22 protein-coding genes and 3 pseudogenes are annotated in these 21,589 nt (G+C 65.7%); 12 read left to right on the top strand and 13 right to left on the bottom strand.

Translation table 11 applies throughout. The features are described from left to right. Positions 1-166: 166 nt before the first annotated feature. A complete protein-coding gene (locus tag EBN1_RS09460) occupies positions 167-376 on the top strand; it encodes a hypothetical protein (protein ID WP_011237723.1) in 210 nt (69 codons plus the stop codon). A 131-nt stretch (positions 377-507) separates the two neighbouring features. On the opposite strand, the gene EBN1_RS09455 is transcribed toward EBN1_RS09460, so the two are convergent. Then, on the bottom strand, positions 508-1,668 hold the full coding sequence (locus EBN1_RS09455; protein ID WP_011237722.1) for a class I SAM-dependent methyltransferase: 1,161 nt from the start codon (positions 1,666-1,668) through the stop codon (positions 508-510). Positions 1,669-1,754: 86 nt separating this feature from the next. Between EBN1_RS09455 and EBN1_RS09450 the strand changes: the two genes are divergently transcribed. The 7 genes from EBN1_RS09450 to EBN1_RS09420 all read left to right on the top strand — a co-directional run bounded on the left by EBN1_RS09450 (position 1,755) and on the right by EBN1_RS09420 (position 10,905). After that, the gene (locus EBN1_RS09450; protein ID WP_011237721.1) at positions 1,755-2,501 is read left to right on the top strand and encodes a pteridine reductase; all 747 of its coding nucleotides are present in this window, start codon (positions 1,755-1,757) and stop codon (positions 2,499-2,501) included. Positions 2,502-2,570: 69 nt separating this feature from the next. Continuing rightward, positions 2,571-3,521, top strand: coding sequence for a tRNA 2-thiocytidine(32) synthetase TtcA (gene ttcA, locus EBN1_RS09445; protein ID WP_011237720.1), 951 nt, complete (start codon positions 2,571-2,573; stop codon positions 3,519-3,521). A 94-nt stretch (positions 3,522-3,615) separates the two neighbouring features. Further along, the gene (locus EBN1_RS09440; RefSeq protein ID WP_041646118.1) at positions 3,616-4,482 is read left to right on the top strand and encodes an FHA domain-containing protein; all 867 of its coding nucleotides are present in this window, start codon (positions 3,616-3,618) and stop codon (positions 4,480-4,482) included. Between the two features lie 23 nt (positions 4,483-4,505). Further along, positions 4,506-4,925: a YqaA family protein gene (locus EBN1_RS09435; protein ID WP_041646116.1), complete on the top strand. Its 420-nt coding sequence runs from the start codon at positions 4,506-4,508 to the stop codon at positions 4,923-4,925. 198 nt (positions 4,926-5,123) lie between these two features. Continuing rightward, complete coding sequence (locus EBN1_RS09430) at positions 5,124-9,026, top strand: DUF3683 domain-containing protein (protein ID WP_011237717.1); 3,903 nt, start codon at positions 5,124-5,126, stop codon at positions 9,024-9,026. A 142-nt stretch (positions 9,027-9,168) separates the two neighbouring features. After that, positions 9,169-9,747 (top strand): hypothetical protein, encoded by a 579-nt coding sequence (locus tag EBN1_RS09425; RefSeq protein WP_011237716.1) that lies wholly within the window; start codon positions 9,169-9,171, stop codon positions 9,745-9,747. 327 nt (positions 9,748-10,074) lie between these two features. Further along, on the top strand, positions 10,075-10,905 hold the full coding sequence (locus tag EBN1_RS09420) for a hypothetical protein (RefSeq protein ID WP_011237715.1): 831 nt from the start codon (positions 10,075-10,077) through the stop codon (positions 10,903-10,905). Between the two features lie 161 nt (positions 10,906-11,066). On the opposite strand, the gene EBN1_RS09415 is transcribed toward EBN1_RS09420, so the two are convergent. The 4 genes from EBN1_RS09415 to EBN1_RS09400 form a co-directional block, all read right to left on the bottom strand. After that, a complete protein-coding gene (locus EBN1_RS09415) occupies positions 11,067-11,483 on the bottom strand; it encodes a hypothetical protein (protein ID WP_011237714.1) in 417 nt (138 codons plus the stop codon). A gap of 9 nt (positions 11,484-11,492) precedes the next feature. Further along, positions 11,493-11,843 (bottom strand): hypothetical protein, encoded by a 351-nt coding sequence (locus tag EBN1_RS09410; RefSeq protein WP_011237713.1) that lies wholly within the window; start codon positions 11,841-11,843, stop codon positions 11,493-11,495. Positions 11,844-11,920: 77 nt separating this feature from the next. Further along, entirely contained in the window at positions 11,921-12,340 is a 420-nt protein-coding gene (locus tag EBN1_RS09405) for a type II toxin-antitoxin system VapC family toxin (RefSeq protein WP_011237711.1), read from the bottom strand. Continuing rightward, complete coding sequence (locus EBN1_RS09400; RefSeq protein ID WP_241762839.1) at positions 12,337-12,585, bottom strand: FitA-like ribbon-helix-helix domain-containing protein; 249 nt, start codon at positions 12,583-12,585, stop codon at positions 12,337-12,339. Before EBN1_RS09400 ends, EBN1_RS09405 begins: the two co-directional genes overlap by 4 nt. A gap of 233 nt (positions 12,586-12,818) precedes the next feature. Here EBN1_RS09400 and EBN1_RS09395 point away from each other — a divergent pair, with 233 nt between their 5' ends. Together EBN1_RS09395 and EBN1_RS09390 are read left to right on the top strand one after the other, a co-directional pair. Continuing rightward, positions 12,819-13,043 (top strand): antitoxin MazE family protein, encoded by a 225-nt coding sequence (locus EBN1_RS09395; protein ID WP_011237709.1) that lies wholly within the window; start codon positions 12,819-12,821, stop codon positions 13,041-13,043. A gap of 14 nt (positions 13,044-13,057) precedes the next feature. Further along, positions 13,058-13,366, top strand: a complete 309-nt coding sequence (locus tag EBN1_RS09390; RefSeq protein WP_241762838.1) for a type II toxin-antitoxin system PemK/MazF family toxin — start codon at positions 13,058-13,060, stop codon at positions 13,364-13,366. A gap of 97 nt (positions 13,367-13,463) precedes the next feature. Here EBN1_RS09390 and EBN1_RS09385 read toward each other — a convergent pair whose 3' ends face one another. Both EBN1_RS09385 and EBN1_RS09380 read right to left on the bottom strand, forming a co-directional pair. Then, entirely contained in the window at positions 13,464-14,222 is a 759-nt protein-coding gene (locus EBN1_RS09385; protein WP_157866604.1) for a hypothetical protein, read from the bottom strand. Positions 14,223-14,315: 93 nt separating this feature from the next. Continuing rightward, a pseudogene (locus EBN1_RS09380) lies at positions 14,316-15,885 on the bottom strand (IS3-like element ISAzo10 family transposase). A 316-nt stretch (positions 15,886-16,201) separates the two neighbouring features. Between EBN1_RS09380 and EBN1_RS09375 the strand changes: the two are divergent. Beyond that, positions 16,202-16,681, top strand: a pseudogene (locus EBN1_RS09375) (ISAs1-like element ISAzo29 family transposase); the annotation flags it as partial. Between the two features lie 206 nt (positions 16,682-16,887). Here EBN1_RS09375 and istB read toward each other — a convergent pair. From istB to EBN1_RS09360, 3 genes are read right to left on the bottom strand one after another with little or no spacing between them, the layout of a single operon-like run. Further along, the gene (gene istB, locus EBN1_RS09370; protein ID WP_011236010.1) at positions 16,888-17,622 is read right to left on the bottom strand and encodes an IS21-like element ISAzo4 family helper ATPase IstB; all 735 of its coding nucleotides are present in this window, start codon (positions 17,620-17,622) and stop codon (positions 16,888-16,890) included. A gap of 22 nt (positions 17,623-17,644) precedes the next feature. Continuing rightward, positions 17,645-19,204: an IS21-like element ISAzo4 family transposase gene (gene istA / locus EBN1_RS09365; protein ID WP_041646113.1), complete on the bottom strand. Its 1,560-nt coding sequence runs from the start codon at positions 19,202-19,204 to the stop codon at positions 17,645-17,647. Next, entirely contained in the window at positions 19,128-19,397 is a 270-nt protein-coding gene (locus tag EBN1_RS09360) for a hypothetical protein (RefSeq protein ID WP_162014362.1), read from the bottom strand. Before EBN1_RS09360 ends, istA begins: the two co-directional genes overlap by 77 nt. 42 nt (positions 19,398-19,439) lie before the next feature. On the opposite strand from EBN1_RS09360, the pseudogene EBN1_RS09355 reads away from it, so the two are divergent. Next, positions 19,440-20,117 (top strand): annotated as a pseudogene (locus EBN1_RS09355) (ISAs1-like element ISAzo29 family transposase); the annotation flags it as partial. 506 nt (positions 20,118-20,623) lie between these two features. Here EBN1_RS09355 and EBN1_RS09350 read toward each other — a convergent pair. The 3 genes from EBN1_RS09350 to EBN1_RS09340 form a co-directional block, all read right to left on the bottom strand. Further along, entirely contained in the window at positions 20,624-20,962 is a 339-nt protein-coding gene (locus tag EBN1_RS09350; protein ID WP_011237700.1) for an REP-associated tyrosine transposase, read from the bottom strand. A 68-nt stretch (positions 20,963-21,030) separates the two neighbouring features. Further along, a complete protein-coding gene (locus EBN1_RS09345) occupies positions 21,031-21,288 on the bottom strand; it encodes a Txe/YoeB family addiction module toxin (protein ID WP_011237699.1) in 258 nt (85 codons plus the stop codon). After that, positions 21,285-21,542: a type II toxin-antitoxin system Phd/YefM family antitoxin gene (locus EBN1_RS09340; protein WP_041646111.1), complete on the bottom strand. Its 258-nt coding sequence runs from the start codon at positions 21,540-21,542 to the stop codon at positions 21,285-21,287. The genes EBN1_RS09345 and EBN1_RS09340 overlap by 4 nt, the downstream gene beginning before the upstream one ends. Between the last annotated feature and the right edge of the window lie 47 nt (positions 21,543-21,589).

The raw sequence follows: 21,589 nt of genomic DNA, 5'->3' as shown, positions 1-21,589 counted from the left end.
GAGAACGCGGGGCCATTCCGGAACCCCGCCAGCCGTGCCACCTCTGGAGCTCGAACCCGGAGCAGGCGGCTGCAGACAATCGCGGTACCCCGGTGCCTCCGGCATTTCCCGGTCCGTTGGACCAAAACCGGGAAGCGGGACAACGGGGTACGTCGCGGAGGCCATCATGGTGATCATCATGGAAATGCACACAGGCAATGTGATCGGGAATCCCGATGAATACGGCGACGAAGTGCTCAATGCCAGCTGGTTGCCGCAACCCGAACCCGCGCTACCGTTGCAGCGCGCCGAACGCGTCGAGGTGGCCGCAACTGCGCCTCTGCCGCCGATCGACGTCGACGACTTCCTGCGGGCGGTTTACCGCTACCAGGAATAGAGGCCGCGGAGGCCGCGCGTGAGGCGGACCCGGGAAGCGCGACGTAGCCGGAACAGCGCTCCCGAGCCTGCTGACTCGTTCAGTTCGTCAGGCCGATGCCTTCGCCGCACGCTCGGACGGCGCGCTGCGGGCTACAGCGCGTGGACCCTGTCGCCGCGCTGGAACCCGAGCAGGGGTTCGGGAATGCCTTTGCCCAGCGCAAGCACCTTGAAAAGCTCCCCCATCTCCTGCGGCGTCGTCAGCCGCTGGGCGGCGCGCGCCGCGCGGATGTAGTCCGCCGACGTTTCCGGCCCGCGCCGTGCGAGGCATTCGAGCAGCCCGCAGTTGAACAGGAACGCGGCCTGGTTGGTGTAGCCGAGCACATCGAGCCCGGCGTCGAACGCAGCCTCGGCCACCGACGTGAAATCGACGAACGCGGTGATGTCGTTCAGCCCCGGCCACAGGAAAGGGTCGGCGTGCGCATGGTGCCGGTAATAGCACAGCAGCGTGCCGTTCGAGCGCGACGGCAGGTAATACTCGGCGCGCGGATAACCGTAATCGACGAGCAGCAGCACGCCGCAGTCGAGCCGCTGTGCCCATTCCCCGACCCACGCCCGTGCGGCGAGGTTCAGCTCGGTAACGTATTCGCCGCTTTCGGGCAACGGCAGGTCTAGCGCGCGGGCCGCGTCGGCCACCGCTCCGCTCGCCGGCGAGTCCGCCCAGCGCAGCGTGCCGGCCGGATCGACGGCGACGCCGCGCTCGAACAGCCCTTCGGGCCGCGACACGACGAGGTGCACCGGCATCACGTCGAGGACTTCGTTCGCGACCAGCGCGCCGGAGAAACGCTCCGGCAGCGCGTCGAGCCAGCGCACGCGACTCGCCAGACGCGGCGCTTTCTCGGCCAGCAAGTCGAACTGGCGCTCGCGCAGTTCGCCCGACAGTTCGAGGATGCCGTAGGTCTCGGGCAGACATTCCCGCCGCTCGAGTTCGAGCAGCAGATCGGCGGCGAGCAGTCCCGTGCCGGCTCCCGCTTCGATCACGTGCGCGGCGGAGGCGCGCATCACCTGCTCCACCTGCGCCGCGAGCGCCTGGCCGAACAGCGGCGTCAGCTCCGGGGCCGTGATGAAGTCTCCGCCCGGGCCGAATTTCCTCGCCCCGCCGCTGTAATAGCCGAGCCCCGGCGAATACAGCGCCAGCTCCATGTAGCGCGAGAAGGGAATCCAGCCGCCGGCCGCGGCGATGGATGCGGTGATCGAGCGCACCAGGCGGGCGCTTTGTTCGATCGCGTCGGCGGAAGGTCGAGGCAGGGACATGGGCGGCGACACTCGGGAAAACGCGTATTCTAGCGTCTGTCTCCAGCGGCCACGCGCGGGTGGCCAGAACCGAGGAATCCGGCACGATGAGCACCGCAGCCTCGCCAGTCATCCTGGTTACCGGCGCCGCCCGGCGGGTGGGCGCGGAAATCGCGCGCACGTTGCACGCCACCGGCGCGCATGTCGTGCTGCATTACCGCAACTCGGCAGCCGAGGCACGTGCGCTGGCCGACGAGCTCGACCACCTGCGTCCCGGCTCCACATCGCTGGTCTGCGGCGACCTCAAGGACGACGGCGCTCCCGCGGCCTTGATCGACGCGCTGCTCGCGACGCACGACCGGCTCGACGCCGTCGTGAACAACGCGTCGAGCTTCTTCCCGACCCCGATCGGCAGCATCGACACAGCGGCATGGACCGAGCTGATCGGCTCGAATCTGAAAGGCCCGCTGTTCCTCGCGCAGGCCGCGGCACCGACGTTGCGGCGCCAGCGCGGCGCAATCGTCAACATCGTCGATATCCACGCCGAGCGCCCGTTGCGCAACTACCCGCTGTATTGCGCTGCGAAAGCGGGACTGCTCGGCCTGACCCGGGCGCTGGCGCTGGAGCTCGCGCCCGACGTGAGAGTGAACGGCGTGTCGCCCGGCGCCATCGAGTGGCCGGAAGACGGCCAGTTTCCGCCCGAACAGCGCGACCAGATCGTCCGCCACACGCTGCTCGGGCGGATCGGAACCCCTGCCGACATCGCCCGCACGGTCCGCTTCCTGCTGTTCGACGCCCCTTATGTCACCGGGCAGATCATCGCCGTCGACGGCGGGCGAAGTGCGCACCTCTGAGCGCGGCGGCACTGTTTGCGCACTGCACAAAGGTATAATTCCGTTCGTTTCCCCGCAGGACGCTCAACCGTGACTCCCCTTTCCGCTGTCGCCACGCCGACTCCAGCTCCCGCCGAAGCGGCCGACAGCCGTTTTTCGAACACTTTCCTGCGGCTGAAGAAAAAGCTCGAACGCGGCGTCGGCAAGGCGATCGCCGACTTCAACATGATCGGCGACGGCGACACCGTGATGGTCTGCGTGTCCGGCGGCAAGGACTCGTACACGCTCCTGTCCTGCCTGCTCGCGCTGCGCGAGCGCGCCCCGGTGGACTTCCGCATTATCGCGATGAACCTCGACCAGAAGCAGCCGGGTTTCCCCGCCGAAGTGCTGCCGGCGTATTTCGAGTCGATCGGCGTCGAATACCGCATCGTCACCGAGGACACCTACTCGATCGTCAAGGACAAGATCCCTGAAGGCAAGACGACCTGTTCGCTGTGCTCGCGGCTGCGGCGCGGCATCATCTACCGCGTCGCACGCGAGCTCGGCGCGACGCGCATCGCGCTGGGCCATCACCGCGACGACATGCTCGAGACGCTGTTCCTGAACCTCTTCTTCGGCGGCAAGATCAAGGCGATGCCGCCGAAGCTCGTCAGCGACAATGGCGAGCACGTCGTGATCCGCCCGCTCGCATACTGCACCGAAGCCGACATCGCGAAGTTCGCGCGCACGATGGAGTTCCCGATCATTCCGTGCAACCTGTGCGGTTCGCAGGAAAACGCGCAGAGGAAGCAGATCAAGACGATGCTGCAGGGCTGGGCGCGCGAGCATCCGGGACGCATCGAGTCGATCGCGACCGCGCTCGGCCAGGTCGTGCCATCGCATCTCGCCGACGCATCGCTGTTCGACTTCCGCAACCTGACGCGCGACACGCTCGTCGCCGAGGGCGACATCGCGTTCGACCGCGCCGAGCTGCCGCCCGCGTCCGCCGCAGTCATGCCCACCGTAATGCAACTCACCGATCACCGCACGGACGGGAAGTAGCCGCCGACCCGCCCGCGGACACTCCGACTCCCATCCCCGCGACACGCGCTGCCCCGGCACCGGGGCCCGGCTGCCGCTGTCACTGCCCCCGCACATGATCCAGCCGAAGAACGTCTGCGTCCTCGTTGCCGAAGTACCCGGGAGACAGCGCTTTGCCGAGGCGCTCGGCGCGCACGAAGTCGACCATGCGGTCGAGCGCTGCATGCACCGCATCGAGCGGGCGACCGAGGCGAACGGCGGGACCCGGCTGCGCCGCGACGCGGCCCGCGCGTGCGCGGCGTTCGAACGCTGCGACGCCGCGATCCTCGCCGCCTGTGAAATGCTCGAGCGCGTCGAGAGCCTGCCGCCGCTGCGCGGCCTGCGCATGACGACCCGGGTCGGGGTGCACTACGGCGCGGCCGCTCCCGGCCAGCCAGTCGGCGCGGACGAGGCGCTCGCGATGCGCCTCGCCGATACCGCCAAACCCGGCCACATCCTCGCCAGCAATGCGGTCGTGATGCAGCTGTCGCCCGGCGTGCGCCACCTCGCCTGCAACACGCCGCTGCAGGACCCGGCGCTCGACGGCCTGGGCTGGCCGGTGTTCGAGATCGTGCGGTATTCCGGCACGATCACCTCGATCCCGGCTGCGGAGCGAATCTCGCAACGGCTGAGGATCCACCACCAGCAGGACGTGCTGTTCGTCGAGGAGAACCGCCCGGTGGTGCTGCTGGGGCGCGAGATCGGCAACGACATCGTCATTATTGACCGACGCACCTCGCGCCAGCACGCGCGCATCGAGCGCCGGCGCGAAGGTTTCGTCCTGATCGATCGCAGCACCAACGGCACGTACGTCGCCGAAAATGGCGGCGCCGAGCGGTGCATCAAGGCCGGTGAACTGGCGCTGGTCGGCCCGGGCCGCATCGGCTGCGGTTTCTCGGCGAACGACATCGAGCGCGACCTGGCTTTTTTCGAGATCGTCTAGGCGGCCCGCGCCCGCAACCGCCGATGAGCTTCCTTTCGCTGCTCGACCCCGGCCCCGAAGCCGGCCTCGCGGCGCTGCTCGCGTCGAGCTTTCTTTCCGCGACACTGCTGCCGGGCGGCTCCGAGCTCGTGCTCGCCGGCGTGCTCGCGCTGCGGCCCGAGCAGCTCGTCGCTGCGCTGACGCTCGCGACGCTCGGCAACACGCTCGGCGGCATGAGCACGTGGGCGCTCGCCCGGCTGCTGCCCGGAAAAGCGGACACGGGCCGGCTCGCCTGGGTGCGCCATCACGGCGCGCCGATCCTGCTGCTGTCGTGGGTGCCGGTGATCGGCGATGCCTTGTGCGCTGCGGCCGGCTGGCTGCGCCTCGCGTGGCTGCCGTGCCTGCTGTGGATGGCAGCGGGCAAGCTGCTACGCTACGCGCTGGTCGCATTCGCCGTCCTGTGAACCCGCCTCGTGCGCGACGCCGGTCTCCCGAGGGGCTGTCGCCCGAACTGTGCCAGACACCCCGGACCGATGACGCCACGATACAAGCCGCTTGAAAATCAATCCCCTACGCAACGCATGGACTTGACCGGCGTTCGTATTGCACCGCGGTAAGTTACAATTTACGGCTTCCCCGCCGTCCTGGTATCGGAACATCTGATGACTCAACGCCTGCGCGAGATTCCCTATAACTACACGTCGTTCTCCGACCGCGAGATCGTCATCCGCCTGCTCGGCGCCGACGCCTGGCACGCGCTCAATGCGCTGCGCGAGGAGCGCGTCACCGGACGCTCGGCACGGATGCTCTACGAAGTGCTCGGCGACATCTGGGTCGTGCAGCGCAATCCCTACCTCCAGGACGACCTGCTGGGGAACCCGGAGCGGCGCCGCGCGCTGATCGAGGCGCTGCGCCACCGGCTGCGCGAAGTCGAGAAGCGCCGCGAGGAAAGCGCGGCGCAGGACCCGGAACGCAGCGACAAGGTCGCGCGCCTCATCGGGTCGGCGCACGACGCCGTCGATCGCTTCGCGCAGTTCTTCAGCGATACCGAAGGGCTGCGCAAGAAGACGCTGAAGACGCTGACGCGCCACACCGCGCGCGACAACATCTGCTTCGACGGCCACGCCCGCGTGTCGCACGTCACCGACGCCACCGACTGGCGCGTCGAATACCCGTTTGTCGTCCTCTACCCCGACACCGAAGAAGAGATGGCGCCGCTCGTGAAGTGCTGCATCGAGCTCGGCCTGACGATCATCCCGCGCGGCGGCGGCACCGGCTACACCGGCGGCGCAGTGCCGCTCGATGCGCGCTCGGCGGTCATCAACACCGAAAAGCTGATCGCGATCGGCCCGGTCGAGGAGCTCGCCCTGCCGGGCGCCGATGGCAGCGAAGGCACGCGCTACGCGACGATCCGCACCGGCGCCGGCGTCGTCACCGAGCGCGTCGCCGAAGCGGCGGCGGCCGCCGGCCGGGTCTTCGCCGTCGACCCGACTTCGGCGAGCGCGTCGTGCATCGGCGGCAACATCGCGATGAACGCCGGCGGCAAGAAAGCCGTGCTGTGGGGCACTGCGCTCGACAACCTGGCGTGGTGGAGAATGGTCACGCCGGACGGCGACTGGCTCGAAGTCGAGCGCCTCGACCACAACTTCGGCAAGATCCACGAGCAGGAAGTCGTGCATTTCCGGCTGCGGCGCTTCGAGCCGAAGCACTACCGGCTGCTCGCCGAGGAGACGCTGAGCCTGCCGGGGGCGTCCTGCCGCAAGACCGGCCTCGGCAAGGACGTCACCGACAAGTTCCTCGGCGGCGTGCCGGGGGTGCAGAAGGAAGGCACCGACGGGCTGATCGTCGCCGCGCGCTGGGTGCTGCACAAGATGCCGCCGGTGACGCGCACGGTGTGCCTGGAATTCTTCGGCCAGGTGCGCGAAGCGGTGCCGGCGATCGTCGAGATCACCGACTGGTTCAAGCCCGGCTTTGAAGGCGAGCGCCTCGGCGTGCAGCTGGCCGGCCTCGAGCACCTCGACGAGCGCTACGTGAACGCAGTCGGCTACACGACGAAGGCGAAGCGCCACGGCCGGCCGAAAATGGTGCTGATCGGCGACATCGTCGGCCACGACGAAGCGGCGGTCATGACGGCCGCGTCGGAAGTCGTGCGCCTGTGCAACGTGCGCGGCGCCGAAGGCTTCATCGCGGTGAGCCCGGAGCAGAGGAAGCGCTTCTGGCTCGACCGCTCGCGCACCGCGGCGATCTCGCGCCACACCAACGCGTTCAAGGTCAACGAAGACGTCGTCATCCCGCTGCCGCGCATGGGCGACTACTGCGACGGCATCGAGCGCATCAACATCGAGCTGTCCACGCGCAACAAGCTCGCGCTGTGCGACGCGCTGAGCGAGTTCCTGCAGGGCGAGCTGCCGCTCGACCAGGGCGACGCGAACCTGCCGAGCGACGAGCTGATCGGCGACCGTCGCCAGGCCGCAGTCGACTACATCGCGAGCGTGCGGCGCCGTTGGCAGTGGCTGCTCGACAACCTCGACTTGCCGCTGGCGCAGGCCGAAGCGCAGTTCGACGAATTCGGCATCCACCCCGGCGAGCTCACCAACCGCGCCGCCAACCCGAAGCTCTTCCACCGCCTGCAGGACTATTCGGTTCGCACGTCGTGGAAGACCGAGTTGAAGCCGCGCCTCGACAAGATCTTCGACGGCGCAGTGTTCCGCCCGGTCGTCGCACGCATCGAGGAAGTGCACAAGGAAGTGCTGCGCGGACGCGTGTTCGTCGCGCTGCACATGCACGCCGGCGACGGCAACGTGCATACGAACATCCCCGTCAACTCCGACCACTACGAGATGCTCGCCACCGCGAACCGCGCCGTCGATCGCATCATGGCGCTCGCCCGCTCGCTCGACGGCGTGATCTCCGGCGAGCACGGCATCGGCATCACGAAGCTCGACTACCTCACCGACGCCGAGATGGCGAACTTCTGGGAGTACAAGCGCCGCGTCGACCCGCAAGGGCACTTCAACCGCGGCAAGCTGATGCGCGGGCTGGGCACGATGACCGGCAACCTCGACAACGCCTACACGCCGAGCTTCAACCTGATGGGCCACGAGTCGCTGATCATGGAGCAGACCGAGATCGGCGACATCGCGCACGACATCAAGGACTGCCTGCGCTGCGGCAAGTGCAAGCCCGTGTGCTCGACCCACGTGCCGCGCGCGAACCTCCTGTACAGCCCGAGGAACAAGATCCTCAGCACGTCGCTGCTCATCGAGGCGATGCTGTACGAGGAGCAGACGCGGCGCGGCGTGTCGCTCGCGCACTGGGCCGAGTTCGAGGACGTCGCCGACCATTGCACCGTTTGCCACAAATGCGAGAAACCCTGCCCCGTCGACATCGACTTCGGCGATGTGTCGATCAAGATGCGCAACCTCCTGAGGAAGCAGGGCAAGAAGTCCTTCAACCCGGGCAAGGCCGCCGCGATGGCCTTCCTGACCGCGAAGGACCCGGCGACGATCAAGCTGATCCGCACCGGCATGATCGAATGGGGCTACAAGGCGCAGCGGCTCGCGCACCGGGTCGGCAAGTCGCTCGGCCTCGTGCAGCAACAGGTGAAGCACCCTCCGGCGACCCTCGGCAAGGCGCCGCTGCGCGCGCAGGTGATCCACTTCATCAACAAGCCGATGCCCGGCAAGCTGCCCAAGCGCACCAGCCGCGCGCTGCTCGACATCGAGGACGCCAATGTCATCCCGGTGATCCGCGATCCGCACCTGAAGCGCGACGACTCGGAAGCGGTGTTCTATTTCCCCGGCTGCGGCTCCGAGCGCCTGTTCAGCCAGGTCGGCCTCGCGACGCAGGCGATGCTGTACCAGGTCGGCGCGACCACCGTGCTGCCGCCCGGCTATCTGTGCTGCGGCTACCCGCAGACCGCCGCCGGCGAGGAGGACAAGGGCCAGCAGATCACGACCGACAACCGCGTGCTGTTCCACCGCGTCGCCAACACGCTGAACTACCTCGACATCAAGACCGTGATCGTGTCCTGCGGCACGTGCATGGACCAGCTGCAGAAATACCAGTTCGAGCAGATCTTCCCCGGCTGCCGGCTGCTCGACATCCACGAGTACCTGATGGAAAAAGGCGTCGCGCTCGAAGGCGTGGCCGGCACGAAATACATGTACCACGAGCCGTGCCACACGCCGATGAAAGTGCATTCGGGGATCAAGGTCGCGAATCAGCTGATGGGCACGCGCGTCGACCTCAACGACCGCTGCTGCGGCGAGTCGGGCACGCTCGCGGTCGCGCGACCGGACATCTCGACGCAGGTGCGCTTCCGCAAGCAGGAAGAGATCGAGAAAGGCGCGGCGGCGCTGCGCGACGGCGAGGCCGATCCGGTGAAGATCCTGACATCGTGCCCGTCGTGCCTGCAGGGCCTGTCCCGCTACGCCAACGACGGCGGCGGCGTCGAAGCCGACTACATCGTCGTCGAGATGGCCAAGCACCTGCTCGGCGAGGACTGGATGCCGGACTACGTGCAGCGCGCAAACAACGGCGGCATCGAGCGGGTGCTGCTGTAGCCACCGCTTGCGGGCGTCGCGGGCCGACGACGTCTCGCGGAGGCGGGAACATATGTTGCTGGGAAACGCCACCGGGGTCCGGGGAAGAATGCCGTCGGCACATTCCCCCGCGCCTCTTCCCGTCAGCATATGGAGAAACGAAATGAGAACACGCACGATTGACGCGATTGCGATCGCACTCGGCTTGGCGTTCAGTACCGCCGGAATGGCCCAGAACATGTCGAAAACCGACTACGACGCCGCCAAGGACAGGATCGAGAACGACTACGAGGCCGCCAAGGAAGCCTGCGACGCACTATCGGGCAACAAGAAGGACATCTGCCGCGCCGATGCCAAGGGCAAGGAAAAGGTCGACAAGGCCGAACTCGAGGCCGCCTACAAGCCGACCCGGGAAAATCGCCACGACGCGCGGGTCGCGCGGGCGGAGGCAGACTACGAAGTCGCGAAGGAACGGTGCGACGACATGTCGGGCAACGCCAAGGATGTATGCATGAAAGAGGCAAAGGCCGCTGAGACTGCGGCAAAGGCCGACGCGAAAGCCCAAATGGAGTCGGGCGAGGCGAGGGGCGAAGCCGGGGAGCAGTCGTCGGAAGCCCGCAAGGACGCTGCCGAAGACAAGCGGGACGCCGAGTACAAGGTCGCCAGGGAAAAATGCGATGCCTTGGCGGGCGACGCCAAGGATGCTTGCCAGGAAAGGGCCAAGGCACAATACGGCAAGTAACGCGCCCAGAACCTGCGCCGCACCGTGTTCGCGCCATAGCCCGCGACGCGGCCAGCGGCGCAGGATGCCGTTCTTCAGCTCCCCTCGGCGCCCCTTCGACTTCCCGGGAAGCGGCCGGAGGCTGTCATTGCGCCGGATCGTCGCTCCCCATCGCGCTCTAGAATGTTTGCATCCTCGCCAGGTGCTGTTCGCTGCTGCGCTGCCCACCGTCGAGGGCCATGCCCGCACCCGCTCTCGCCGACCCATGAGGCGTCGCCGACGCCGCGTCCCTGACGAGCCCTCGGAAAGGGGAAATGGTGTATTGTCCGCGCAAGAAAGGAGACAAGCGTGAGCGGCGTCTACTTCGACACCCTGAAATTCGTTCGCAGCCTCACGGCTGCCGGGCTCACCGAGACGCAGGCGCGCGCCCAGGCCGAGGCGCTCGCTGACGCGCTCAGCGAAACCGGCGTCGGCGATCTGCGCACGCGCCTCGAGTCACTCTCGCAGACCCTGTCCGAGGTAAGAACCGGCACCGAGCGGCTGCGGCTCGGCGCCGATGATTTCCGGGCGCAAGCAGGCGATTTCCGCGCCGACCTTCCGCGTCTCCGGGCGCTCGTCGAGGCGCTCAAGGAGGACGCAGACGAGGTCAAAAGCGGCCTCGGCTCGCTGCGGGACGACCTCGCTGCGGTGGCGGGGAAGCTGCGGACCGGGGAGGTGTCGCTCGACGAACTGGCCCGGCAGGCAACGGGCATCGCCGACAGCGGCGCCCGCCTCGCGGCGGACCTCGGAAGCTTCAAGGGCGCTTTCGCCGTGCTTACCGGTGATCTGTCGCAAGTGAAGGCGGACATCGAGGCGATGAGGATGCGTGTCTCGGGAATTGCGGAAGACCTCGCCCAGCTGAACGCTGGCGTGACTGCCTCCAAGGCTGACGGGAGCGCCGTCAAGGCCGACCTCGCAGCCGTTGCGAGGAGCGTAAGGTCTGACTTGGGCGAGATAAAGTCGGACATGGTGGACGTCACGGCCGACCTGCGGCGACTGAAGGCCGACGCCCCCGACGCGAAGTCCGACCTGCAGCGGCTCAAGGCGATGGTCGGCATCACGCTCGCCTGCACCGCCGCGATTCTGGTGGCCGCTGCCGCCCTCGTCGCAAAAGTCTATCTGCCGGAGCTTGTGCCGTAGGATCGTAGACGGAAAAGCGCAGCGCCTTCCACGGCATGCCTGCTCCGCCGGCCCCCCTCGTCGACCTGACCCCGTGTTTCCGCTAGGTCCACAACGAGCACGATAGCGAGCGCGACGGCAGGCGGCGCGAGCGCTGATCGCTCCAGCTGCGGGCGCCGCACTCAGGCGAACCAGCGCAGAAAGGCCGCCGCCGACAGCGCGGTGGCGGCGAGGGCGAACAGCGCCCGCCATGCGCCCCGGCGACGGCGCTCCTGCCAGCCGTGGGCGAAGCGCAGATAGGCGGCGGCAAGCAGGAAGCCGCTCACCGCGCAGACCATCTTCACGACGAGTGCCGCGACCGCGATGCCGTGCAGCTCCGGAAAGCGACCGTACCAGGCATAACTCACGACGCCGAAGCCGGCGCCGCTCGCCGCCTGCAGCGCCCAGCCGGCGAGCGCGAGCCAGGCAAGGCCGCGCAACGCAGGCGGCGGCCCGTCTGCCCACCATGCTGCCGCCGCGCTGCCGGTGACGGCGACCGCCCCGAAGTTATGCACCAGCTGCACCAACGCATAGGCGAGGTTCTGCAGATCGACCGCCACCCCGGCGGCTCACTGCACGTCGACCTTGACGCACTTGTCGACACCGATCGGCGTGTGGTTCTTGTTCACCACCTTGATGCACAGCTCGTGCGTGCCGCTGGCGAGCGGCTCCAGCTTGTGGCTGCCCTTCAGCTGACGCAGCACCGCCGCCTCGTTGCCGTCCACATAGAGGTGGGTGTGGTCGCCGCGCGGCCCCGGCGCCACGTCAAAGACGATCTCGATCGGCGCCGTCGCGGCGAGCTTGGCGCCGTCGGCCGGCGAACTGATCGTCACCGTCGCGTCCTGCGCGAAGGCGGCGGCAGCCAGGCCGAGGCTGGTGAAAAGACTGGCGGAAAGGGCGTGGCGGATCAGGGTCTTCATGTCTTCCTCCTTGTGAGTATCGAAAGCCCCCGCTTTCCAATGTAGCAGCCACGCCGGCCCCCGAGGGACATAAACTCTCATGCCTGCCAAGGGTTGATGACCGCTGCGCCGGCGGCCTCGAAGGGACTGGTGTACCGCGTGGCGACCGTGAAACCGTTGGCGGCAGCGATTGCGGCGATATAGCCGTCAGCGGTGGCAATGGCGAGCCCGGCTGCTCGTGCCTTGGCCATCAGCTCCGCATAGGCTCGCGTACACGCCAGGTCAAAGGGCAGCACGCGGCCGGCGAACAGCGGCAGCACGCGCTTTTCCAGGTTTTCCTGCAAGCCCGAGCGCCGCTTGCCAGCAGGCAGCAGCGCCACCCCGGCGCGCAATTCCGCGACGGTGATGGTGGACAAAAAAAGCGTTTCCAGCGGCTGGACATCGATCCACTCGATCACGCGGACTTCGGGCGCGTGGCGAAGCGGCTCCGACACCACATTGGTGTCCAGCAGGATCATTCGAAGCTCACCGGGCGAGAAGGAGTCTTGTCACGCACCTGCTCGAAAACGGCAAACTCCTCATCGCTCAGCCTGGCCTGGCGGCCCAAGTCGGCCAGCAGCGAGCCCAGCTTCACGCGGCCTTGCGGGCTGACGACGGACTCCAGAATCTCACGCACCTCGGCCTCCATGCTGCGGCCATGCTGGGCGGCACGAACGCGCAGGGCCCGGTGCACCTCCTCCGGAAGATTGCGGACGGTCAACATGGCCATCTTCACTACCTCGCTTTGCATTCAACGCATGCACAGTATCAATTTGAATGCATTTGGCAAGTGGCATTACCAAGCCCATGACTGACTTCCCTTGAGCGAGCGTAGAGCGGAAAGGCTTCAGGCGCCTTCCGCCACATGCCTGTCTCGGCGCCATTTACCCGAGGCATGTTGCATGTAACGATGGCAGCGACTATATTGTCGTATGTAACAGACAAAGGATGCTTCACATGGCAAACACGCCTGTAAATGCACGGGTTCAAAAGCACCGTGACGCGCGGCGCAGGGCCGGGCTTCGCCCGGTGCAAATCTGGGTGCCGGATACGCGACGGCCAGACTTTGCAGAGGAATGTCGCCGCCAGAGCCGCCTTGCTGCCGAAGCGGACATGGCCGACACGGACATGCAGCACTTCATGGATGAAGCCCTGGCAGACGTTGACGGCTGGACGGAGTGATGCGGGGCGACTTCGTGACCATCGTCATGCAAGGCGACTTTGGCAAGCCAAGACCCGCCCTGGTGATTCAAGCCGACTCGTTCAGCGAGCACGCCACCGTCACGGTGCTGCCGGTAACAAGCACGCTGGTCGCTGCGCCGCTGTTTCGCATCACTGTCCAACCCAGCCCGGAGAACGGCCTGCAGAAGCCTTCGCAGGTGATGGCGGACAAGGCCATGACCGTGAAACGCGCCAAGATAGGGCAAGCCTTCGGCCGCATTGATGCAGATGCGATGGTGGAGGTCGAGCGTTGCCTGGCCGTGTTTCTGGGGATCGCCAAGTGAAGCGGTCGCCTTGCAGAGCAAAAATCTACGCGGAAAACCCTGTCGGATAGCTCGATGGCCAGAAACTTGCATGCAAGACCTGTTGCTCGTGATTCATTCATTCTCGAATGATTCCTTGCCCTTCACGTCGACGAAGCGCCTCGGATACTTGGGGGAAGGTTTCCAGCGGCACCTTGTAATTGCATGCTCTTCCTTCCGGATCCACTCCAAGGCAAACGTACTCGTAGGTCAAAAGTAATCGACCATCTGCATTTTGGCGAGGCAGCAACTTTAACGGCATTAGGTGATGCGGGCAGATAACTTCTTTGTCATCCTCACCCAGCCCCTTCCTCAGTCGCGTTGCAGTTTCGACCAAAACTTCTTTTTGTTCCCAAATGGCTCTTCGTTCCTGTGTGGGAAGGTCAAGATTCGGATCCTCGCGCCTGATGACTGTTGCCTTGTCTCGTTCAGGATCCAACTTCACAGTCGGGCAAACTCCCGGACGATCAGTACATTGCCAGTAAAAAGTTCGTCTCCCGTTATCTCGCAAACCTCCTTGACGGACACGCATGACCCCTTTGCATTCTGGGCATTCCTTAGATGAAATAACGCCAACGGAGGCGCTTGTTTCATCGTCAGTGAGCGTTGCAGAGATTACTGAGTCCGCGCTCTCACGAAACTCCTTTGCAGCCTGTTGCACTTTGAGTGCATTCAACTCCGCTTTCAACTTGTCGCGTTCGGCCTGAATTTCTTGAAGCCGATCCGCATCCCTCGATGATCGTTTTCCATCGCGAACATATTTTTCCGCGAGTTCCCGCTCTTCTCCTGCTAGATCAGCGGCAGCCCCAAAATATTTATTTGAAGCACCCTCAATCAAACGCGTCGTTGCACGGCCAAACTGTGATCGGTCAATCTCGCCGAGTACAACCCTGACCACCTCCGGAACAAGTCAAGATAGTTGTCGCCTGATTCATGCAACCAACCGCCCTATGTCTTCAGCATGCAAGTGGTCGCGTACGACCGCGTCGCGCTCCGGATTGAGCGTGACCGCGCCGATCGGGGTCCAGTCGCGTGTCCCACGGGACCAGCGTGCGGGGTGGCGCTCGCGGGCCTGGAGATACGTCTGATGGCGTGCAGCCAGGATCGCCCGATCCTCCAGCGCGTGTCGCTGCGCCGGCGTGACGTAGCGGATGCCGCTGTGGCGGTGCTCGAAGTTGTACCAGCGCACGAAGTCGTGTCCCCAGAGGCGGGCGTCTTCCAGGGTGGCGAAGCCGCGCGCCGGGAATTCGGGGCGGTACTTCGCCGTCTTGAAGAGCGACTCCACGTAGGCGTTGTCGTCGGAGACGCGCGGGCGCGAGTACGACGGTTTGACGCCCAGCCAGTGCAGCATCGCGAGCACCGTGGTGGCTTTGAGCGTGCTGCCGTTGTCGCCGTGAAGCACGGGTTTGTCGATCATCGCGTGGACGCCTTCGGAGAGCGCGGTGCGCTTGAGCAGGCTCACCGCATGGTCAGCGTCATCGGCGTCGTGGATCTCCCAGCCGACGATCTTGCGGCTGTAGAGGTCCTGGATCAGGTAGAGATAGAACCAGCGCCCCTGCACCTGCGTGGGCAGATAGGTCATGTCCCAGCACCAGACCTGGCCGGGCGCGGTGGCCACATGCGTGGTCGGCGTGCGCGAGCGCTGGGGCGCCCGGGCGCGACCCCGGTGACGAGTTTGCCCGTGGGCGCGCAGCACGCGCTGGAAGCTCGATTCGCTGGCGATATAGACGCCTTCGTCGGCCAGCGCCGGCACGATGCGCGCCGGCGGCTGATCGGCGAAACGCGGCTCGTTGGCCACCGCCAGGACGCGGGCGCGCTCCTCGTCGGTGAGCGCATGCGCGGGCGTCGGGCGCTCGGCCAGAGGCCGGCGGTCTCCGACCTGCAGGCCGTCCTCGGCCTTCCAGCGTTGCAGGGTACGCACGGTGATGCCAGCGAGCTCACACGCCGGGCGCAAGCGCGCACCGGCTGCGTGAGCAGTCTCGATGTGGCGGACCATCGTTTGGCGATCTTCCAGGCCGATCATGCGTCCTCGTCCTTGTCCGTTGGAAAGATCACCTCGAGCTTTTTTGACAGCACCAGCAGCGCGGCGGCTTCGGCCAAGGCCTTCTCCTTGCGGCGCAGGTCGCGCTCGAGGTCCTTGATGCGACGCCGGTCGGCCTTCTGTTCCCGGTGGCTGGTGCGCGCCGCGTCTTCGGGGTCGGCCAGCGCCTGTGTGGCCGCCGTGCGCCATTGCTCGAGCTCTGCGGATACACGCCGTTCTCCCGGCACCAGGCGCTCTTGCTCGCCTCGTCCATCGCTGCGGTGACCAGCACTGCCTCGAATCGGGCCGGCGCTGTCCAGGCCCGCTCGCGAGCGGGCCTGGACAGCGCATCCGCGCGCCACCGCTCCAGCGTGGCCGTTGAAATGCTCAGTTCGCGGGAAACCGTCTCCACCGATGCGCTCTCCGGTGGCAACAACCGTGCTACCGCCTTGTCCTTGAATGCTTGTCCGTATCTGGCCACTTCGTTCTTCCGTTATCGCCCTCGGGTTTCGGATTCTATCGAGGCGACAACTATCTTGACCCAGAGGGCCTCCGCGGCGGCGATAACGATTTCTCGGACAAAAGCGCGAACACCACTGAAAAGCGACTCAAGGAATCCCATGGGTCTTTCTACTCCATCCAAAAGTCGTGAAAAACAGCTTCGACGCACCCGCAGGGCTGCCGCAGCTACGCATTTGTCGTTGACCACCAAAGAATGACGTTCACGATCAAGCACTTGCCGCGCCCCTGTTCACAAGCCGTTGTTTTGTGTAGCTTCCTGTCTTTTTGGGTGACCGATGGACATAGGGAAGCTGGCCGACATGGTGGAGGTTTTCGAGGGGCTCGAGGACTGGCGCAACGCGCAACAGACGCGGCACCGCTTGAGCGAACTGCTCACGGTGGCGGTGTGTGCGGTGCTCAGCGGCGCCGACGACTTCGAGGAGATCTCGCAGTGGGGGTGCGCCAAACTGCCGTGGCTGCGGGGCTTTCTGCAGCTCGACTACGGCGTGGCCTCGCCCGACACCTTCGAGCGCGTGTTCGCGCTGCTCGATCCGAAGCAGTTCGAGCAGGCCTTTCGCATTTGGGTGGGAGGCATTATCCCGGCAGTGGGCAAAGACCAGGTCATCGCCATCGATGGCAAGTCGAGCCGACGCACCACGAGCAAGGCGGCCGCTGCGCCACTGCATCTGGTCAGTGCGTTTGCGGCCAAGGTGGGCGTGGTGCTGGGCCAGACGGCGACGGCGGAGAAGTCCAACAAGATCACGGCGATCCCCGAATGCGCATTCCGACGAACGTGACCGCCTGCACCGACGAACGTGACCGGGGGGTCTGCGCGCGAAGCGTGGTGTTCAGATTCTAACCGTGTCGGTCACGATCACGGTCAATTCGGGGCACGGCGCAGGCTTATCCACAGGCGGCCGCCAGCGCGCCTCATACGCTGGCGGGCGGGCGCCTGTGGGTAAGGCGTCTCGCGCGCACGGCCTCATGCCTTTTCCTTTCTTCTCATCGACTCGCCCTTGAGGGCGAGCTTGTGCGCGGCGTGCACGACGCGATCGAGGATCGCATCGGCGAAGGTCGGGTCGCCCAGGTAGGTGTGCCAGTGCTCGATCGGCAGCTGGCTGGTGATCACGGTCGAACGCGTGCCGACGCGGTCGTCGAGCAGCTCCAGCAGGTCGCTTCGCTCCTGCGCCGACGGCGCGGCCAGGCCCCAATCGTCGATGACGATGAGATCCATGCGCGCGAGCTGCATCAGGCGTCGGCTGAAGCTGCCATCGGCATGCGCGATGCGCAGCTCTTCGAAGAGCCGCGGCAGACGCACGTAGTAGGCCGCGAGGCCCTGCCGGCACGCCGCGTTGGCGAGCGCGCAGGCGAGCCACGTCTTGCCGCTGCCGGTGGGGCCCGTGATGAGGCAGTTCTGGTGGTGGCGAATCCACTGGCCGGTTCCGAGCGCGGCGATCTGACTGCGCTCGAGGCCGCGCCCGGCGCGGTAGTCGACGTCCTCCAGGCAGGCGGCAGCGGCTTTGATGCGGGCGGCCTTGAGCAGCCGATCGATGCGTTTGCCGTCGCGCAGCAGGATCTCGCGATCGATGAGCTGGGCGAAACGCTCCTCGAAGCTGAGCGCGGTGATGGCGGGCTGGGTGAGCTGCTCCTCGAAGGCGCGGGCCATGCCTTCCAGGCGCAGGGTGCGCAGTTGTTGCAGGCTGTGTTGCATCAGCATCGATGTTCTCCGGTGGGTGGAATCAGTGGTAGTAGCGCGCACCGCGCAGGTTCTCGTGAGCGGCCGGTAGCGCGAGCTCGCTTTGCTGCGCAGTGGATGCGGGGAGCGGCGCGCGGTCGAGCCCGCTCTTGAGGATCGAGGCGACGTTGCGGTAACGCATCGCCCCGAGGGTGACGGCGCGGGTCGCCGCGGCTTCGAGGCGTTCGTTGCCGTATTGACGACCGAGGCGCATCAGCCCGAGGCACGCCCGGTAGCCCTGCTCGGGGTGCGGCATGCGTTCGAGTTGGTGGCTGACCACCTGCTCGGTGTGAGGCCCGACCGTGGCGCCCCAGGCGATGAGTTTGCCCGGGGACCACTGACGGTGCGCCTGATGCGATGCGGGCATGTGCTCGGTGAGCGTGGTGAAAGCCCCGTGCCGGTGGCTTCTCGCATGCACCGCAACGCGACGGCCTGCGGCAAAGCATTCGATGCTGCTCGCGGTGATGCGTAACTCCACCGGTTGGCCGGCGAGCGCATACGGCACGCTGTAGTAATGCCCGTCGAACTCGACGTGGTAGTCGATGTTGGGCTTGGCCCGTTTCCATTGGGCGAACTGGAACGCGGTGGCGGGCAACGGGCGCAGCGCCGGCCGATCGAGCGTCTCGAACGCTTCGTGGCGCGAGCCTGGCAGGCGCCGGAAGGCACGCGTGTTCAGCGGCTCGAGTAACGCGGCGATCGCCTCGTTCAACTCCCCCAGCGAGAAAAAGCGCCGGTGACGCAGCCGCGCCAGAATCCAGCGCTGCACGATCTGCACGCCGACTTCGACCTTGGCCTTGTCCTGCGGCTTGTAAGGGCGCGCGGGCAGGATCGCCACGCCGTAGTGCGCGGCGAACTCGGCGGTGGTGCGCTGCAGTTGCGGCTCGTAGCGGTCGGCTTGGCCAACGAGCGAGCGCGTATTGTCGGGCACGACGAGCTCGGGCACGCCACCGATGAAGGTCAGCGCCTTCGCCAACGACCCCAGCCAATCCGCCTGCGACTGCGTCGCCGTGGCACAGGCGAAGGTGTAGCTCGAGGCCCCGAGGACCGCGACGAAGATCTGCGCGCGGGAAATCTCGCCCGTGTCGGCGTCAACAATCGGCACCGTGTCGCCGGCGTAGTCGATGAAGAGCTTCTCGCCGGCGCGGTGAACCTGGCGCATCGAGCGCTTGAGCGTGCGGGCGAACGCGCGGTACAGGTCGCAAAAGCGCGAGTACTGATAGCTCGGCCCGTCGGCCGTCTGCACGTACTCTTCCCACAGCAGCGCCAGCGTAACGTTCTTTCGCTTGAGCCCCTGATGCACCGCCGCCAGATCCGGCGGCACATTCGCGACGCTCGCGCCACGTCCACGCCGGGCGACCCCCAGCACCCGGCGCAACTCTGCCTCGTCGGCCGCCGACAACTCGGCCCACGGCCGGCCGCACTCCTCGGCCGCCTTCACATACTTGGCGACCACGCCTTTGGAAATCGACAGCGCGCGGGCAATGCGCTCATGCGACAGCGCGCAGTCGTATTTGAGCCGTAACAACTCCCTGATCTTGTGCATGGCAATCCGCTCCGCCGGCATCCTCGGTCTCCGCGCAAAGCGCGCGAGGGTAGCCGGCCTGACAAACGACGTTGCCACGCTTGGCCTCACAAACCCGTTCCGATTTGATCGTGACCATTGATTCCGACATCGTGACCGCCCATTCCGACAACTCGCCGAAATCGGTCACGATCAAATCGGAATCCGCGGTCACGACCGCGGATTCACCGGTCACACTATTTCGGAGTCAGCGGTCACGTTGGGTCGGAATCCGCACCCCGAACTGCTCAAGGTGCTCGACATCGACGGCTGCATCGTCACCATCGATGCGATGGGCACGCAGACCAAGATCGCGCGCGCCATCCGTGAGCGGGGTGCACACTACGTGCTGTGCGTGAAGGACAACCATCCGAAGCTGCTTGACTCGATCATCTTCGCGGACATCGATCCGCGCAGCCCGCTGACGCCGAGCTCGACGCACGAGAGCACGAGCACGGGCCACGGACGGATCGAAGTGCGACGCTGTACGGCGTATGACGCGACCGATCGGCTCTACAAGGCTGCTGCCTGGAAGGACGTGGCCAGCTTTGCCGTCGTCGAGCGCGTGCGAACGGTGGGCGAGCGCACCAGTACCGAGCGCGCGTACTACATCAGCAGTCTGCCGGGCGATGCCGAGCGAATCGCACTGGCGATCAGAAGTCATTGGGAAGTCGAGAATCGGCTGCACTGGTGTCTGGATGTTCAGTTCGGTGACGACTACGCAAGGGGCCGCATCGGCCACATTGCCCATAACCTGGCGCTGGTGCGCCACATGGTGCTCAATCTCATCCGGCTCGATAAGTCCATCAAGACGAGCATCAAGACCAAGCGGCTGCTGGCAGCAACATCCGATGAGTTTCGGGCCGCACTGCTCGGCTTCCAAGTGCCTGAAGAGGATGAGGATGACGACGAGTAATGATGAGCGCGTAGCTGCGGGAGCCCTGGACGCACCCGTTGCTCGGCCGCGCACAGTGTAATTGGTAACTGTCCGGCGTACTTGCCAACGCCTTGAGATTATGCAAATGCGATAAGAAGGAACACATAGGTTATGTGTGTATTTGCAGCGTGCGTAGAACGGAAAAGCCGCAGGCGCCTTCCGCCGTATGGTACTTCTGCCCCAACCCATGCCAATCCCCTTGCCCCATGCGGCGGATAACGCCGCTGCGCGGCTCATCCGCCCTACATTCGGGGCGGAGCGCGCCTTGTCCCCATGATGCCGTCCCTTCACGCACGCCGTTCCCCGGCGGCCATGTCGACCATGCCATCCCCGGCCCAATCGGGGGCATACACACCCCGTGCCACGCAGTGGTGAAACGATGAATGGGGCCAATTCCGCACGCTGCTGACCAACCCATGCTTGACCGGATTGATGTGCACGTAATCCACGTGCGCGGCATAGTCCCGTTCGTCGCGGATGGTGTGTTACCAGAAGCGCCGTTGCCAGATGCCCCGTTCGCCCCTGGCGGCCCGCACCGCGGACAGCTCTTCGGTCTTCGGTAGCGTCTTGGCGAAGGCGATCTTGATGGCCTTCCAGCGCGCCGGGTAGTCGCTGTCATCGGGCGGCAGGGTCCACACGGCGTGCATGTGGTCGGGCAAGACGACCCAGGCGTCGATGTGGAAGGGACGGTGGGCACGAACTTTCCGTACCGCCTCGCGTAGCGCATCGACATGCGTGACCAGCGTGCTGCGGCTGCGTTCGAGCAGGTTGACGGTGAAGAAGTAGGTTCCGCCGGGAACCCGGTTGCGGCGGTAGTCGGGCATCGGCGGATTGTGCCGAAATGGGGTGTGCGGTGGAAGGCGCTGGGCCGGCGGCTGCAATCACGGGCGCCTTATTCGTAGTGCCCGCGCGCCTGCGCAATGATGACTTCGTCGTCCAGCACTTTGTAGACGATGCGGTGCTCGTCGTCGATGCGCCGCGACCAGTAGGCGGTGAGGTTGAATTTCAACGGTTCGGGCTTGCCGATGCCGTCGAACGGATCGCGTTGGATATCGCGGATCAGCGCATTGACCCGCTTGAGGATCTGCTTGTCGGTCTGCTGCCAGTAGAGGTAATCGTCCCAGGCCTGGGGATGGAAGATAATCCTCATTCCTCGATCAGGTCCCGCTCGATCAGATTGCGCCGGTTCTCGATGTCATCGACGGCCTTCATCAGCCGCATCGCGTTCTTCGGATTGCGTAGTAGATGAGCGGTTTCGATCAACGACTCGTATTCGCGCATCGACATCAGTACGGTCGCCTCGGCCTTCTGGCGGGTGATGATCGTCACGTCGCAGTCGTTAACCACCCGGTCAAGCTCGGACGCGAGGTTGTTGCGCGCATCGGTATAGGTAATGGCTCGCATTGTTGTACCTGTTCATAGAATTGCACATGTACAAATTGTTGCACAGA

Origin of the sequence: Aromatoleum aromaticum EbN1 (assembly GCF_000025965.1) — a bacterium.
GTDB lineage: Bacteria > Pseudomonadota > Gammaproteobacteria > Burkholderiales > Rhodocyclaceae > Aromatoleum > Aromatoleum aromaticum.
This window is presented reverse-complemented; position numbering and strand designations above follow the sequence as displayed.